This is a genomic window from Streptomyces sp. NPDC048269 (assembly GCF_040652395.1).
In the GTDB taxonomy this organism is placed as follows: Bacteria; Actinomycetota; Actinomycetes; order Streptomycetales; family Streptomycetaceae; genus Streptomyces.
Window position 1 is genome coordinate 1 of sequence record NZ_JBEZLW010000059.1, and the last position, 14,705, is coordinate 14,705.

Sequence of the window (14,705 nt, forward strand, 5' to 3'; positions counted from 1 at the left end):
GTCGTCGTGCGTACCGCCGAACCCCTCGCGCTCGACGCGTACGCCGACTCCCGCCGCACCGGGTCCTTCCTCCTGATCGACCCCGCCGACGGCACCACCCTCGCGGCAGGCATGGCAGGCGAATCCTTCACGTCGGACCCCGGAGGCGACGCCGGTGCGCTCGCGTAGCGGAAGGACAGCAACGGCCCGGATCGTCGTGACGGCGCTGCTGATCGCGGCGCTGGCAGGCTGCGGATACGGCTCGCGCGCGAAGGACCGCGCACGGCACGAGCCGCTCGCCGCCGCCGGTACGGGCACGCCGCTGTCCGCGTCCACCGTCAGCATCGGATACTTCGCCAACCTCACCCACGCCACCGCCCTGCTGGGCGCCCGCGAGGGCATGTTCGCCGCCGAGCTGGGCGGTACGAAGCTGAGCACCCAGGTCTTCAACGCGGGCCCCTCCGAGATCGAGGCGCTCAACGCCGGCTCGGTCGACATCGGCTTCATCGGCCCGTCGCCCGCGGTCAACGGCTACGCGAAGTCCCAGGGGAAGGCGCTGCGCATCATCTCCGGCGCGGCCTCCGGCGGCGTCTCCCTGGTCGCCGACCCGAAGAAGACCGAGCAGGCGGGGAAGGGGCTCGCGGGCAAGCGGATCGCCACCCCACAGCTCGGCAACACGCAGGACGTCGCGCTCCTCGCCTACCTCGCGGACCAGGGGTTCACCGTCGACGCGACCACCGGCCGGGGCGATGTGAGCGTGGTGCGGGCGGACAACAAGGAGATACCCGGACTCTTCGAGCGGGGCAGCATCGACGCCGCGTGGGTGCCCGAACCGACCGCGTCGCTGCTGGTGGCCAAGGGCGGCAAGCGGCTGCTGGAGGAGAAGGACCTCTGGCCGGGCGGGGACTTCGTCGTGACGAACGTGATCGTCTCGCGGAAGTTCCTCGCCGAGCATCCCGATGTGGTCGAGGCGGTGCTGCGCGGCTCCATCCGTACGAACGACTGGATCGCCGGACACCCGCAGGAGGCGAAAGTGCGCATCAACAGTGCCCTGGCGGAACTCACCGGCAAACCGCTGCCCGAGGACGTACTCGACGCGGCGTTCCGGGGCCTGAGATTCCTGCACGACCCGCTGGCTTCCACCTTGCGCACCCAGGCACAGCACGCCGTGACGGTGGGCCTGCTGCAGGACGCCGACCTGCGGGGGATCTACGACCTGCGGCCGCTCAACGACGCGCTGCGGTCGGTGAACCGGCCCGTGGTCGACGAGACGGCGGCCGGTCTGGGGCCGGTCCGATGAACGCGGCCGCCGTACGCGTCGAGAACATGTCGATGTCGTTCCCCGTGGCCGCGGGGGAACAGCTCGTCCTCGACGACATCAACCTCGCCGTCTCGGCCGGTGAGTTCGTCACCGTCCTCGGAGCGTCCGGCTGCGGCAAGTCCACCCTCCTGAACCTGATCGCCGGACTCGACCGCCCGACGGCCGGAGCCATCGACGTGGCGGGCGACCGGCCGGCGCTGATGTTCCAGGAGCACGCGCTGTTCCCCTGGCTGACCGCGGGGCAGAACATCGAGCTGGCGCTGAAACTGGCCGGCAGGGCCAAGCCCGCGCGGCGCGCGGAGGCGCAGCGGCTCCTCGAACTCGTACGGCTCCAGGACGCCTTCGGCAAGCGCGTGCACGAGCTTTCGGGCGGTATGCGCCAGCGCGTGGCCCTGGCCCGGGCGCTCGCCCAGGACAGCGGGCTGCTCCTGATGGACGAGCCCTTCGCCGCGCTCGACGCCATCACCCGGGACGTCCTGCACGGGGAGCTCACCCGCGTCTGGCAGACCGCGAACAAGAGCGGGTCCGCCGCGGGCTCGCTGTCCGTCCTCTTCGTCACCCACAACGTGCGCGAGGCGGTACGGCTCGGCCAGCGGGTGATCTTGCTGTCCTCGCGCCCCGGGCGGATCGCCCGGGAATGGGTCGTGGACATCGCGCAGCCGCGCCGCATCGAGGACGCGGACGTCGCCGAGCTGTCCCTTGAGATCACCGAACAGCTCCGGAGGGAGATCCGCCGCCATGGTCAGCACTGACACCAGGCGCGAGGCCGGCGACCTCGCGGGCCTGGAGGCCGGACTCGACGCCCTGGAGACGGGCCGGGCCGCCGCCCGCCGCTCCACGCTGCGGCGCACCCTGCGGACGCGGCTGCTGCCCCCGCTGATCGCCGTCGCGCTGCTCCTCGCCGCGTGGCAGCTGGCCTGCGAGGCGGAACTCAAGCCGCGCTATCTGTTGCCGGCGCCGATCGACGTGTGGCGGGCGCTGCAGGACCAGTGGTACGAGGGAACGATCCTGGGCGTCGTCGGAGAGAGCGTCTGGCGCGGTGCGCTCGGATTCGCCGTCTCGGCCGTCATCGCGACGCCGCTCGGCCTGCTGGTCGGCCGCGTCGCACCGGTACGGACGGCCATCGGCCCGATCCTGTCCGGGCTCCAGTCGCTGCCGTCGGTGGCCTGGGTGCCCGCCGCCATCGTCTGGTTCGGCCTGACGGACGCCACGATCTACGCGGTCGTGCTGCTCGGAGCCGTACCGTCCATAGCCAACGGCCTGATCTCCGGCATGGACCAGGTGCCCCCGATCTATCTGCGCGCGGGACGCACCATGGGCGCGACCGGTCTCGCCGGGGTGCGCCACGTACTGCTGCCGGCCGCGGTCCCCGGCTATCTGGCCGGCCTCAAGCAGGGCTGGGCGTTCTCCTGGCGCTCCCTCATGGCTGCCGAGCTCATCGCCAGCTCCCCGGACCTGGGGATGGGCCTCGGGCACCTGCTGGAGAACGCCCGGGTCAACCAGGACATGCCGCTGGTCCTGGCGTCGATCCTGCTGATCCTGCTCTTGGGAGTCGGGATCGAGCTGCTGGTGTTCGCGCCCCTGACCCGCAGGGTGCTGAGGGGGCGCGGGTTGTCGGACGGATGACGGACAGGGATGTCGGAGAGGAGAGGGAAGACGATGACGTACGACGACCACGCCTGCGCGGCCGACCTGGCGGAGCGCGCGGGAGGCGTCCTGCTGGAACTGCGGGCACGGACCGGTTTCGCGGACTCCGCCGCCCTGCGCACGGCGGGGGACCGGGCTGCGCAGGAGTTCCTCGCCCGGGAACTGGCGGCCCGCCGGCCCGGCGACGCGGTGCTCTCCGAGGAGGCGGCCGATTCCGCGGCCCGGCTCGGCGCACCCCGGGTGTGGATCGTCGACCCGCTCGACGGCACACGCGAATACGCCGAGGAGGGCCGGGACGACTGGGCCGTCCACGTCGCCCTCTGGGAGGGGGAGCGACTCGCGGCGGGCGCCGTCGCGCTGCCCGCCCGTGACCGGGTGCTCGCCACCGGGACCGGGCTGTCGGTGCCTTCGCCAGCCTCAGCTGCGGCCGGCGCCCCGCTGCGCATCGCGGTGAGCCGTACGCGGCCGCCCGCGTCGGTCGGGAAGCTCAGCGCCGCACTGGGGGCCGAGATGGTTCCGACGGGCTCGGCCGGCGTCAAGATTTCGGCCGTCGTCCTCGGTACGGTCGACGCCTACGTCCACGGCGGCGGCCAGTACGAATGGGACTCCGCGGCCCCGGTCGCCGTGGCACTGGCGGCCGGAGCGCACGCCTCGCGGCTCGACGGATCGCCCCTGCGCTACAACCGGCGCGACCCCCGGCTGCCGGACCTGCTGGTCTGCCGCAAGGGCCTGGAGGAGACGTTGCTGGCGGAGATCGCGAAGCTGGAGTGGTGAGCGCCCGGGTTCCCCCTCACGGGTGAATCCACCGCCCCGCCGGGGGAAGTGCGGGCTGACGGCCCGGGACGGTCGGCATCGTGGCCGGGGTCGTCGTCCACCCCACCCGCTGGAGAAACCATGCTCGGCACCGACTTCCGTACCGGATCACCCAACTGGCTCGACCTCGGCAGCCCCGACACCGACGGCGCCGCGCGCTTCTACAGCGCCCTGTTCGGCTGGAACTTCGTCTCCGCCGGGCCGGAGGCGGGCGGGTACGGCTTCTTCCAGCTGGACGGCAAGACCGTCGCCGCGCTGGGCCCGCTCACCGAGGAGGGGGCGAAGTCCGCGTGGATGATCCACTTCATGAGCCCCGACATCCAGGCCACCACCAAGGCCGTCAAGGACGGCGGCGGGAGCGTGCGGATGGAGCCCATGGACGTCATGGGCGAGGGCTGGCTGGCGCAGTTCACCGACCCGCAGGGCGCCGAGTTCGCGTCCTGGCAGCCCGGGAAGACCGCCGGGTTCCAGCTGGCCTCCGCCGACAACACGCTGGTGTGGGCGGAGCTCCACGCGCAGGACCCGGGAGCGGCCATCGCCTTCTACGCCGGGGTGTTCGGGTGGCGGCAGTCCGAGATGGAGGCGCCGGGGATGACGTACCGCGTGCTGAGCGTGGCCGACGGGGACCAGCAGGACGCCTCCTTCGGCGGGGTCGCGCCGCAGATGGGGGAGGGCGGGGAGCCGCGCTGGACGCCGTACTTCCACGTGCCGGACGTCGACGCCGCCGTGGAGACGGCCACGGGGAACGGAGGGTCGGTGGTCATGCCGGCGTCCGACGTGCCGGAGGTCGGGCGGATCGCGTGGCTGGCGGACCCCTCCGGGGCGGTGTTCGCGCTGCTGAAGCCGGACCCGCGCATGTAGCGAACGGTTCGCCGTGCCCTACCGGCCGGAGTACTTGGGGGTGCGGCGCTCGACGAAGCTCGACACGCCCTCGTTGGCGTCGGCCGTGGTCATGTTGATCTCCTGGGCGGTGGCCTCGGCGGCCAGTGCGGTCGTCCGGTCACTGTCCAGGGAGGCGTTGACCAGCTGCTTCGTCATCGCGAGGGCGCGGGTGGGGCCCTGGGCGAGGCGCTCGGCCCACGCGCGGGCGGTGGTCTCCAGCTCCTCGGCCGGGACCACCTTGTTGACCAGACCGAGGCGTGCGGCCTCGGCCGCCGGGACGGCGTCGCCGAAGAACATCAGCTCCTTGGCCTTCTGCGGGCCGACCAGACGCGGCAGCAGGTATGCGCCGCCGCCGTCGGGGACCAGGCCGCGGCGCACGAACACCTCGATGAAGCGGGCCTGTTCGGCGGCGATGACCAGGTCGCAGGCGAGCGCGAGGTGCGCGCCGATGCCGGCGGCGGTGCCGTTGACCGCAGCGATGACCGGCTTCTCGCAGTCGAGGACCGCGGTGATCAGGCGCTGCGCGCCGAGGCGGATCGTGCGGGCGACGTCACCGGCGACGCGGTCGCCGGTGACGGGCGCGCCCCGGAGGTCGGCGCCGGCGCAGAAGCCCTTGCCGGTGGCGGTGACGACGACGGCACGCACAGCGGGGTCGGCGGAGGCGTCACCGAGCAGGGCGATGACCCGCTCGCGCTGGTCCCAGGTGACGGCGTTCATGGCGTCGGGCCGGTTGAGGGTGATCCAGGCGACGCCGTTGTCCGTGCGGTGGAGGACTTCGTCCTCGGGGGTGCCGGTCATCGTGAAACTCCGTTCGTGTGGGGTGGGCGGGGTGGGGGTGGGGGGTGCGGGTCGTGGGTGCGGGCGGTGAGCCGGTGCGGGTCGCGGGTGCCGCTGCGCGGGGCCGTCCCCCACCCGCCCTTCCACCGTTCCCCGGCCTCCGCCCGGACCCGGTCCTCAGACGCCGGACGGGCTGAAAGGCCCCTGGGGCTCCGCCCCGGACCCCGCGCCTCAAACGCCGGCGAGGCTGGATGGCGGAGCCCCGGGAGCGGGCAGGCGGGGGTCGCGAGCCCCGGTCGGGCCTCCGCGCCGCGGCATGACCCCGCGGCGCGGTCAGCGGCATGACCCCCGGCCCGGTCAGCGGCATGACCCCCGGCCCGGTCAGCGGCAGATGGCCAGCGCGTCCAGCGCCACCGCTCCCTGCCCCCGCGGCAGCACCATCAGGGGGTTGATGTCCAGCTCGGACAGCTCGTCGCCGAGCTCCAGCGCCATCCGCTGGATCCGCAGGATGACTTCCACCAGGGCGTCGACATCGGCCGGCGGCGCCCCCCGTACCCCCTCCAGCAGCGCATGCCCGCGCAGCTCCGTGAGCATCCGGCGCGCCTGGTCCTCACCGAAGGGCGGCACGCGGACCGCCGCGTCGTGCAGGACCTCCACGAGGACACCACCGAGGCCGACGGTGACGGTGGGGCCGAAGAGGTCGTCCTGGGTGACGCCGACGACCATCTCGACGCCCCGCTCGACCATCTGGCACACCAGGATGCCGTCCAGCGGCACGTTCTCGTAGCGGGCGATGTCGGTGAGCTCCCGGTACGCGTCGCGGATCTGGCTGGCCGAGGTCAGCCCGATCTTGACCAGGCCGAGTTCGGTCTTGTGGCCGAGCTGCGGGCCCGACGCCTTCATGACGACGGGGTAGCCGACCAGGCCGGCCGCGCGGACGGCCGCCGCCGCGCTGGTCACCAGCTGCTCGCGGGGAACCCGTATTCCGTACGCGCGCAGCAGCTGCTTCGCCGCGTGCTCGCTGAGCTGCTGGCCCGGCCGCATCAGGGCCTGCGCCTTGCGGTACGAGGGGGAGGGGGTGCGCGGGGCCTCGTCGAAGGGGGAGCGGTAGGCCGCGGTGAAGCGGTGGTGGCCGAGGTAGGCGCGTACGGCGGTGATGCAGTTGCCGAAGGTACGGAAGGTGGCGACGCGGGACGAGCCGAGCAGGGTGGCGCGGTAGGCCTCCTCGGTGCCGACCGGGGAGCCCCAGATCACGCAGATCAGCTTGTCCGTGGCGTCGGCGGCGTCCACCAGGTCCTGGGCGAGCTTGTCGCTCATCGGGGGGAAGGGGCCGGTGATCGGGCAGATCAGTACGCCGACGGACGGGTCGGCGAGGATCGCATCGATGATCTTGCGGCCGCGCCAGTCGCCGACGGGGTGGCCGCCGTTGTCGACGGGATTGGCGACGTTCAGGTACTCCGGGATCCACTGGTGGAGCTCGTCCTGCTTGGCCCGGGAGAGGGTGGGCAGGGTCAGGCCCGCCTCGGAGGCGAGGTCGGAGAAGTGGGCTCCGGTGCCGCCGGAGATGGAGTAGACGACCACGCCGTCGGCCCGGGGTTTGCGGGCGCGGGCCAGCAGCGCGGCCGTGTCCTGGAGTTCGTCCAGGCCGTCGACGCGGATCACGCCGAACTGGCGCATGGCGGCGTCCACGACGGTGTCCGCGCCGGTCAGCTTCCCGGTGTGGGAGGCGGCCATGCGCGCCCCGGTCTCGGTGCGGCCGACCTTGACGGCGACGACCGGGACGCCGTTGCGGGCCGCCCGGTCGGCGGCGAGCAGGAAGGACCGGCCGTCCTTGAGGCCTTCGACGTAGCAGGCGATGGCCCCGACCTCGGGCCGCTCGGCGAAGTACGAGATGAAGTCGGAGGTCTCCAGGTCGGCCTCGTTGCCGGTCGGCGCCCAGTGGGAGAGGCGGATGCCCAGCTCCTGGAGGGTGTAGACGGGCCGGCCCTGGTGCCCGGACTGGGTGATCAGGGCGATGGCCGGGCCGTCGAGGTCGTCGCGGAACTCCTCGAAGGCGTTGAGGTTCGTGTTGGGGCCCAGCAGGCGCAGGCCCGAGCGGCCGACGGCGGCCGCCAGGCGGGCCTGGGCGGCGGCGCCCGCGTCGCCGGTCTCGGCGAAGCCGGAGGCGAAGGCGACGGCGAACTTCACCTTGGTCTCGGCGAGTTCCTCGATGACGGGGAGCGGGTCGGCGACGAGGAGGACGGCGAGGTCCACCTGTTCGGGCAGGGCCGTGACCGTGGGCGCGCAGGGCAGCCCGAAGACGCTCTCCCGGGTCGGGTGCACGGGGTGGATCCGGGCGCCGACGCGCTGCGCCCAGGCGATGAGCTGGCGGGTGATGCCGGTGTTCGGTCTGCCCTCGGCGTCGGAGGCGCCGATGACGGCGACCGACTCGGGCCGGAAGAACCGGTCCAGGTCGGGGACCTCGGAGTGCAGGGGCCGTCCGCTGACGTCCACGGCGACCGCGTCCTCGGCGGTCGGGGCCGCGGTCGAGTGGACAGCCGTCCTGGGGGACTCCCCGCAGGCCTCGACACGTGCGCGGAAGTCGGTGGTGAGGGTGCCGTGAGTAGATCCAAGCATCGTTCCGCCCGCTCCTGCTCGATGAACCTCGATGGAACCTCAATAACTGACGCGTAGTCAGATTACTGAACTGACGTGCCGTCAGGAACAGGGCTGCGCAGGAAAGCTGGTGGAGGTGGTGTGTGGAACGGTGGCAGATCTCCTGTGGTCGGGTCCAGAGTGCCGTTCAGGCCGCGGTGCGCAGATGCCGCTGCACGGCCTTGGCGATCTTCCCGGCGTCCAGGGCCAGTTCCCGGAACATCCCGCTGATGGGGTTGGTGAAGCCGGTGAAGTACAGGCCGGGGGCCTGTGCGGGGGTGTCCGCGCCGTGCGTACGGGGCCGCCCGCGCTCGTCGAGTACGCCGTCCAGGTGTCCCACCAGGCCCTCCAGCGCACGGCGGTATCCGGTCGCCGCGACCACCGCGTCCGGGGTGATGCGCGAGCCGTCCGCGAGCACCACCTCGGCGCCGTCGAAACCCTCGACGGCGGCGACCGGCTCGACCCGCCCGGTACGGACCGCGTCGATCAGGCCCACGTCCTGGACCGGGATCGCCCCCTCCTTGACCCTGCTGTACAGACCGGGACCGGGGCGCGGGAGCCCGTACGCCGACAGGTCGGGGACGGAGACCTTGGCGACGGGCACGCACAGCCGGTCCACGAACCGTACGGGCAGCCGGCGTACGAGGATCCCCGTGCGCTGGGCCGGCCAGCCGGCGGTGGAGCGGCGCACGATGTGCGGGGCGGTGCGCACGGCGAGCCGCACCCGGGCGGCCCCGCCCTCGGCGAGGTCGACGGCTATCTCGGCGCCCGTGTTGCCGACGCCGACGACGAGCACGTCCTGGCCGGCGTAGGGCCGGGGGTTGCGGTAGTCGGCGGCGTGCAGCAGCCGCCCGGTGTACGTGTCGCGGCCCGGCCAGTCGGGCAGCTCGGGCGTGTGGTTGAACCCGGTGGCCACGACCACGGCCCCGGCGGTGAGCACCCGCCCGCCGCTGGCGTGCAGGTTCCAGCCGCCGTCCGGCTCGCGCTCGATCCGGGTCACCTCGACGCCGGTGACGATCTCCAGCTCGTGGAACTCGGCGTACTTCTCCAGGTACCGCACCACGTTGTCGCGGGCGACCCACCGCCCGAAGCGGCGCGGCATGGCCAGGCCGGGCAGGGCCGAGAGGCGGCGCGTGGTGTGCAGGTGGAGGCGGTCGTAGTGGCGCCGCCAGGAGGCGCCGACCTCGTCGGACTTCTCGACGACCACCGCGCGGACCCCGCGGGCGCGCAGCGCCGCTGCGGCGGCGAGGCCGCCGGGACCGCCGCCGATGACGTACACGGGGCGGGGCTGGGTGGTCATGTCGGGTGCTGTGGGGACTCCTGGCATGAGGTGTGATCGTATCGCCACGCTGGGTTGATGGGTCTCGTTCGAGGAGGGAATCGATTGCGGATCGGTCACGGGCGCCCGCTTCCGGCCGGAAGCGGCCGGAAGCGGGCGCAATGCCGCCGTGGCAAGGTGGTGGTGCCTGGTGCGTACCGCTGGAAGCGGGGGAGAACGGGAGCCGGAGCCGATGTGGCAGCCCGACGGCTGGGACGTACGCGTCCGCCTGGGAGTCCTCACCCCGCACGCCGACGTCGGCCCCGAGTCGGAGCTGCGGGCGATGGCCCCGGCCGATGTGGGGGTGCACGCCGCCCGGGTGCCGTTCGGCGCGATGGGAGCCCGCGGCGCCATGGACCCGACCATTGCGCTGGCCCCCGTACGGGCCTTCGCCGAGCCACCGTACGTGGACGACGCCACCGAACTGCTGGCCGCGGCGCCCGTGGCGGCGATCGCCTTCGCCTTCACCAGCTCCGCGTACGTCATCGGCGCGCGCGGGGAGGCGGCGATGCTCGCCCGCCTGGCCGGGCGCGCCCACGGCCTGCCGGTGGTCGCCACCTGCGCGGCGACGGTCGAGGCGCTGCACGTGCTGGGGGTGACCCGGCTCTGCCTCGTCGACCCCCCTTGGTTCGACGCGGAGCTGAACGGCCTCGGCCGGGCCTACTACCGGGGCGCCGGCTTCGACGTCCCGTACGCGGCCCCGTGCGGCCTGCCCAGCGGGCAGGGGCTCATCCGGCCCGCCGCCCTCCACGACTGGGTGGCGCCCCGCGTGCCCGACGCGGCCGGGGCGGTCGTCGTCGGCGGCAACGGCTTCCGCGCGGTCGGCGCCGTCGAAGCCCTGGAAACCACCCTCGGCCGCCCCGTCCTCACGGCCAACCAGGTCCTGCTCTGGGCGGCCCTGCGCGCGGCCGCCGCTCCGACGGACGGCGTCACCGGCTACGGCAGGCTCTTCGCGAGCCGGTAGGCCGTGCCGGCAGGGCCCTTGCGGGATCGGCGCGGATCCGCTGAACTGACGTACCGTCAGATCAGTCGCGTCGAACGCGAGAGGGGTGGGGGCCGCCGATGCAGACCATATGGCTCAGTGGGGCCGAATGGCTCGCCGTGCTCCGGATGGGCCTCGGCCTGTGGTGGCTGGAGAGCTGGCGGCACAAGGACAAGAAGGGCTGGTTCGAGCGCGGCACCGGCATCGCCTGGGCCGCCGACGTCGCGGGCAAGCACCGCTGGACGTTCGTCAAGGCCGGCTTCGAACTGGTCGTCAAGCCGAGGCCGAAGGTCATGGCGTACATCGTCGTCTACGCGGAACTCGCCCTCGGGCTGGGCCTGGTACTCGGCTTCCTGACCCCGGTCGCGCTGATCGGCGGGCTGCTGCTGAACCTGCTCTACCTCGTCCTGATGATCCACGACTGGGCCGAGCAGGGCCAGAACGCCATGATGGCGCTCATCTCGCTCGTCGCCCTCTTCGCGATGGCCTGGCAGACCTGGTCCCTCGACGCGGCGATCGGACTCTTCCTGTGAACGTTCCGGTGAGCGCCGTACGGTACGACCTGCCGGAGGCGGACGAGTTCACCCGCCCCTACTGGGACGCCGCGGCCGAGGGCCGGCTCCTGCTGCGCCGCTGCGCGGACTGCGGCCGGGCGCACCACTACCCGCGGGAGTTCTGCCCGTTCTGCTGGGCCGGCGAGGACCGGGTGGCGTGGGAGGCGGCGAGCGGCCGCGCGACCCTCTACACGTGGTCGGTGGTCCACCGCAACGACCTCCCGCCGTTCGGCACCCGCGTCCCGTACACGGCGGCGGTCGTCGACCTGGCCGAGGGCCCGCGGATGATGACGCAGGTGGTGGACTGCGCCCCGGCCGATCTGCGCATCGGCATGCCGCTGGAGGTGACCTTCGGCGAAGCGGCCCCGGGCGTCACGATCCCGGTGTTCCGCCCTGCGGCCGACGGGGAGTCCTGACCTGCCCGCATCACCCGCCCCGGGCGATCACCCCGCCCCCCTCGCGCGGCGGAGGTGCGCTCCGCCCCGCGTATCGTGAGAAGGGTGATCACCGGGGCTGAACGGGCGATCCACCGGGCCAGGGCCGCCGCCGACCGCGAGGCGTGGGCGGAGGTGTACGCCTTGCTGCACCCACTCGACCCGGACCTGCTGACAGCCGGCGATCTCGCGGTGCTCGCCGACGCGGCCTGGTGGACCAGCCGGGTCGAGGAGTCCGTCGCCACCCGGACCCGCGCCTACGCCGCCTACGCGGCGGCCGGCGCGGACCGCCCGGCCGGATTCAGCGCGTGGATGCTCTCGTACGAGTTCAAGCTCGCCGGGCGCACCGCGGCGGCCGCGGGCTGGCTCGGCCGGGCCCGGCGTCACCTGGCCGGCCAGGCCGAATGCGTCGAGCAGTGCTACCTGGCCTGGGCCGACGCGGAGGAGGCGCAGGCGCGCGGCGCTTACGACGAGGCCATGGCCTGCGCCGACCGCATGGCCGCCGTCGCACGGCGCTGCGGCAGCGCCGACCTGCTGGCGCTCAGCACGCAGGCCCGGTCGGCGGTGCTGCTGGCCAGGGGCCGGATCGCCGAGGGCCTCGCCCTGCTGGACGAGGCCATGTGCGCGGCGACGGCGGGCGAGCTGGGCTCGTTCTTCACGGGCTGGGTCTACTGCCTGGGGCTCCAGGCCTGTATGACATGCGCTGACCTGCGGCGGGCGGCGGAGTGGACGGACGCTGCGATGGCCTGGTGCGCGTCGATGCCGGAGGAGAACAACTACCGGGGGCTGTGCCGGGTCCACCGGGTGGAGGTCGCCGAGCTGTCGGGCAACTGGCCGCGCGCGACGGGCGAGGCGGAGCTGACCTGCGCCGAGCTGCTGCCGTACGAGTCCCGCATCGCGGCGGAGGCGGTGTACCTGACCGCCGGTATCCAGCGCCGTCGTGGTGAGCTGGCGGCGGCCCGCGCCTCGTACGCCCGCGCCCACGCCCTCGGCCGCGACCCGCAGCCGGGCCTGGCCCTGCTGCAGCTGGCCGAGGGCAAGGCGGACGCCGCGGCGGCCGCCCTGCGGCTGGCCCTGTCGGTGACCGGCGACGGCGGCGACAGCCATCCGACCGCAGGGCCCCTGGGCCGGTGCCGTCTGCTCGCCGCGCAGAGCGAGGTCGCGCTGGCCGTCGGTGACCTCGACCAGGCCGCGGCGGCGGCGCAGGCCCTGGAGCAGCTGGCGCGGCGGTGGCAGCGGCTGTGCGGCTCCGACGCCACCGTGCTGCACGCGGCCTGCGCGGGCGCCTCGGGCGCCGTGGCGTACGCCGGACACGATCCCGAGCGCGCGCTGCCCCTGCTGCACCGGGCGCTGGCGCTGTGGCTGGAGCTCGGGGTCCCGTACGAGGCGGCACAGGTACGGATGACCCTCGCGGCCACCGACCGGGCGGCGGGGGACGAGGAAGGGGCCCGCCTGGAACTGCGGGCCGCGCTCGCCGTCTTCGAACAGCTGGGCGCCGTACCCGACGCCCGCAGGGCCGCGGCCCTGCTGGCCGCCGGCCCGCGGCACGGGGCCGGGACCCCTGGCGCGCTCACCGAGCGCGAGACGCAGGTGCTGCGCCTGCTCGCGGCCGGGCGCACCAATCGGTCCATCGCCGCCGAGCTGGTGATCAGCGAGCACACCGTCGCCCGGCACCTCAACAACATCTACGCCAAGCTCGGCGTCTCCTCCCGGGCCGCCGCTACCGCGTACGCGTACCGGCACGAGCTGACTTAGGCCCTGGCCGTGGGCAGTGGGCAGAACGGCCCACGACGCGGGAATGGGTGATTCCGGCGATGCGGCCGTTGCGCCCCGGACCTACAACGGTGTCGTACCGGAAGAACCGCACCCAACCAGTCGTACCGAACCGGTCGTACCGAACCAATCGTGTCGAACGAGCGGTACCGAAGAGCCGTACCGAAAGGCGGTGGACGCCTTGATCACCACCTCCACCACACGCCATGCCCTCGACGAGGCGCAGGCCGCGCAGCTGCTCGCCACTGTCCACGGCGAGGTCGTCCGCCCCGAGGACCCCGCTTACGACGACGCCCGCGCTGTCTACAACGCCATGCACGACAGGCACCCCGCGGTCGTCGTCCGCGCCGCCGACGCGGGCGACATCATCACCACCGTCGCCCTCGCCCGCGAGCAGAGCCTGCCCCTCGCCGTCCGCGGCGGCAGCCACAGCGTCGCCGGCCACGGCACCTGCGACGGCGGTGCCGTCCTCGACCTCGGCCGGATGCGCGGCGTCCGCGTCGACCCGGTCGCGCGCACCGCACGCGCCGAGGGCGGCTGTACCTGGGCCGACCTCAACCACGCCACCCACGCCTTCGGTCTGGCCACCACCGGCGGTGTCGTCTCCACCACCGGCATCGGCGGCCTGACCACCGGTGGCGGCATGGGTTTCCTGGCCCGCCGCTGCGGTCTGGCCTGCGACAACCTCGTCTCGGCGGACGTCGTCACCGCCGACGGGTCCTTGGTGACCTGCTCGGCGGAGCACGACGCAGACCTGCTCTGGGCCGTACGCGGCGGAGGCGGCAATTTCGGCGTGCTCGCCTCCCTCGAATACCGGCTCCACCCGATCGCCGACATCCTCGGCGGCCCCACCTTCTATCCGCTCGACCCCGACGTCATGCGCCGCTACCGCGAGCTGATCGCCGACTCCTCCGAGGAGTTCGGCGCCCTGCTCGTGGTCGCCCTCGGCCCGCCGCTGCCGTTCCTGCCCGAACGCTGGCACGGGCGGCCGCTGTGCGGGGTCATCACCTGCTGGACCGGCTCCGAGGACCAGGACGACCGCATTCGCGGCCGCCTCGCCGAACTCGGACCGGTCCTCGGCCAGCACGTCGGACGCATGCCGTATCCGGTGATCAACACGCTCTTCGACGAGCTGCTGCCCGCCGGACTCTTCCACTACTGGAAGGGCCTGTTCAGCCGTGGGCTGCCCGACGCCGCCCTCGACGTGTACGCCGAGTACGGCGCGACGACCCCGAGCATCCAGAGCGCGACGGTGGTCTTCCCCCTCGACGGCGCCGTCCAGCGGGTGGCCCCGGACGCCACGGCGTTCGCCTACCGCGACGCCGGCTTCTCCGCCGCGCTCAGCCCGGCCATGCCGACACGCGCCCAGTGCGAGGCGCAGGTCGGCTGGACCCGCGCCTTCGCGGACGCGCTCGCGCCCTATTCGGTGGGGGGCGGATACGTCAACTTCATGGACGCCGACGACCAGGGCCGCGACCGCGTCCGGTCCAACTACCGGCAGAACTACGACCGGCTCGTGGCCCTCAAGCGGCACTGGGACCCGGGCAACCTGTTCCACCTCAACCACAACATTGCGCCGTGAGCGGGCGGC

13 protein-coding genes are annotated in these 14,705 nt (G+C 73.4%); 10 read left to right on the forward strand and 3 right to left on the reverse strand.

Going from position 1 to position 14,705, the window contains the following annotated elements; genetic code table 11:
* Nucleotides 1-154: 154 nt before the first annotated feature.
* The 5 genes from AB0D48_RS33770 to AB0D48_RS33790 all read left to right on the forward strand — a co-directional run bounded on the left by AB0D48_RS33770 (nt 155) and on the right by AB0D48_RS33790 (nt 4,621).
* Nucleotides 155-1,279, forward strand: a complete 1,125-nt coding sequence (locus AB0D48_RS33770; protein ID WP_362405878.1) for an aliphatic sulfonate ABC transporter substrate-binding protein — start codon at nt 155-157, stop codon at nt 1,277-1,279.
* Nucleotides 1,276-2,052: an ABC transporter ATP-binding protein gene (locus AB0D48_RS33775; RefSeq protein ID WP_362405881.1), complete on the forward strand. Its 777-nt coding sequence runs from the start codon at nt 1,276-1,278 to the stop codon at nt 2,050-2,052. Before AB0D48_RS33770 ends, AB0D48_RS33775 begins: the two co-directional genes overlap by 4 nt.
* Entirely contained in the window at nt 2,039-2,926 is an 888-nt protein-coding gene (locus tag AB0D48_RS33780; protein WP_362405884.1) for an ABC transporter permease, read from the forward strand. Before AB0D48_RS33775 ends, AB0D48_RS33780 begins: the two co-directional genes overlap by 14 nt.
* A 33-nt stretch (nt 2,927-2,959) precedes the next feature.
* Nucleotides 2,960-3,721 carry a 3'(2'),5'-bisphosphate nucleotidase CysQ gene (locus tag AB0D48_RS33785; protein WP_362405887.1) on the forward strand — a complete coding sequence of 254 codons (762 nt, stop codon included), beginning with the start codon at nt 2,960-2,962 and terminating at the stop codon, nt 3,719-3,721.
* Nucleotides 3,722-3,841: 120 nt separating this feature from the next.
* Nucleotides 3,842-4,621, forward strand: a complete 780-nt coding sequence (locus tag AB0D48_RS33790; protein ID WP_362405890.1) for a VOC family protein — start codon at nt 3,842-3,844, stop codon at nt 4,619-4,621.
* Nucleotides 4,622-4,639: 18 nt separating this feature from the next.
* Here the strand turns inward: AB0D48_RS33790 and AB0D48_RS33795 are convergent, their stop codons facing one another.
* The 3 genes from AB0D48_RS33795 to AB0D48_RS33805 form a co-directional block, all read right to left on the reverse strand.
* Nucleotides 4,640-5,440 carry an enoyl-CoA hydratase-related protein gene (locus AB0D48_RS33795; RefSeq protein WP_362405893.1) on the reverse strand — a complete coding sequence of 267 codons (801 nt, stop codon included), beginning with the start codon at nt 5,438-5,440 and terminating at the stop codon, nt 4,640-4,642.
* Nucleotides 5,441-5,800: 360 nt separating this feature from the next.
* Nucleotides 5,801-8,035: an acetate--CoA ligase family protein gene (locus AB0D48_RS33800; RefSeq protein ID WP_362405896.1), complete on the reverse strand. Its 2,235-nt coding sequence runs from the start codon at nt 8,033-8,035 to the stop codon at nt 5,801-5,803.
* Nucleotides 8,036-8,201: 166 nt separating this feature from the next.
* Nucleotides 8,202-9,353, reverse strand: coding sequence for an NAD(P)/FAD-dependent oxidoreductase (locus tag AB0D48_RS33805; RefSeq protein ID WP_362405899.1), 1,152 nt, complete (start codon nt 9,351-9,353; stop codon nt 8,202-8,204).
* Between the two features lie 169 nt (nt 9,354-9,522).
* On the opposite strand from AB0D48_RS33805, the gene AB0D48_RS33810 reads away from it, so the two are divergent.
* The 5 genes from AB0D48_RS33810 to AB0D48_RS33830 all read left to right on the forward strand — a co-directional run bounded on the left by AB0D48_RS33810 (nt 9,523) and on the right by AB0D48_RS33830 (nt 14,696).
* On the forward strand, nt 9,523-10,335 hold the full coding sequence (locus tag AB0D48_RS33810) for a maleate cis-trans isomerase (protein ID WP_362405902.1): 813 nt from the start codon (nt 9,523-9,525) through the stop codon (nt 10,333-10,335).
* A 98-nt stretch (nt 10,336-10,433) separates the two neighbouring features.
* Complete coding sequence (locus AB0D48_RS33815; RefSeq protein WP_362405905.1) at nt 10,434-10,886, forward strand: DoxX family protein; 453 nt, start codon at nt 10,434-10,436, stop codon at nt 10,884-10,886.
* Complete coding sequence (locus AB0D48_RS33820) at nt 10,883-11,323, forward strand: Zn-ribbon domain-containing OB-fold protein (RefSeq protein ID WP_362405908.1); 441 nt, start codon at nt 10,883-10,885, stop codon at nt 11,321-11,323. Before AB0D48_RS33815 ends, AB0D48_RS33820 begins: the two co-directional genes overlap by 4 nt.
* An 84-nt stretch (nt 11,324-11,407) precedes the next feature.
* Entirely contained in the window at nt 11,408-13,096 is a 1,689-nt protein-coding gene (locus AB0D48_RS33825; protein WP_362405911.1) for a helix-turn-helix transcriptional regulator, read from the forward strand.
* A 253-nt stretch (nt 13,097-13,349) separates the two neighbouring features.
* Nucleotides 13,350-14,696, forward strand: a complete 1,347-nt coding sequence (locus AB0D48_RS33830) for an FAD-binding oxidoreductase (RefSeq protein WP_362405962.1) — start codon at nt 13,350-13,352, stop codon at nt 14,694-14,696.
* Nucleotides 14,697-14,705: the final 9 nt, after the last annotated feature.

Coding starts and splice junctions, on each gene's coding strand:
- AB0D48_RS33775 (WP_362405881.1), top strand. CDS start 1,276: ATGAACGCGGCCGCCGTACGCGTCGAGAACATGTCGATGTCGTTCCCC.
- AB0D48_RS33780 (WP_362405884.1), top strand. CDS start 2,039: ATGGTCAGCACTGACACCAGGCGCGAGGCCGGCGACCTCGCGGGCCTG.
- AB0D48_RS33785 (WP_362405887.1), top strand. CDS start 2,960: ATGACGTACGACGACCACGCCTGCGCGGCCGACCTGGCGGAGCGCGCG.
- AB0D48_RS33790 (WP_362405890.1), top strand. CDS start 3,842: ATGCTCGGCACCGACTTCCGTACCGGATCACCCAACTGGCTCGACCTC.
- AB0D48_RS33795 (WP_362405893.1), bottom strand. CDS start 5,440: ATGACCGGCACCCCCGAGGACGAAGTCCTCCACCGCACGGACAACGGC.
- AB0D48_RS33800 (WP_362405896.1), bottom strand. CDS start 8,035: ATGCTTGGATCTACTCACGGCACCCTCACCACCGACTTCCGCGCACGT.
- AB0D48_RS33805 (WP_362405899.1), bottom strand. CDS start 9,353: ATGACCACCCAGCCCCGCCCCGTGTACGTCATCGGCGGCGGTCCCGGC.
- AB0D48_RS33815 (WP_362405905.1), top strand. CDS start 10,434: ATGCAGACCATATGGCTCAGTGGGGCCGAATGGCTCGCCGTGCTCCGG.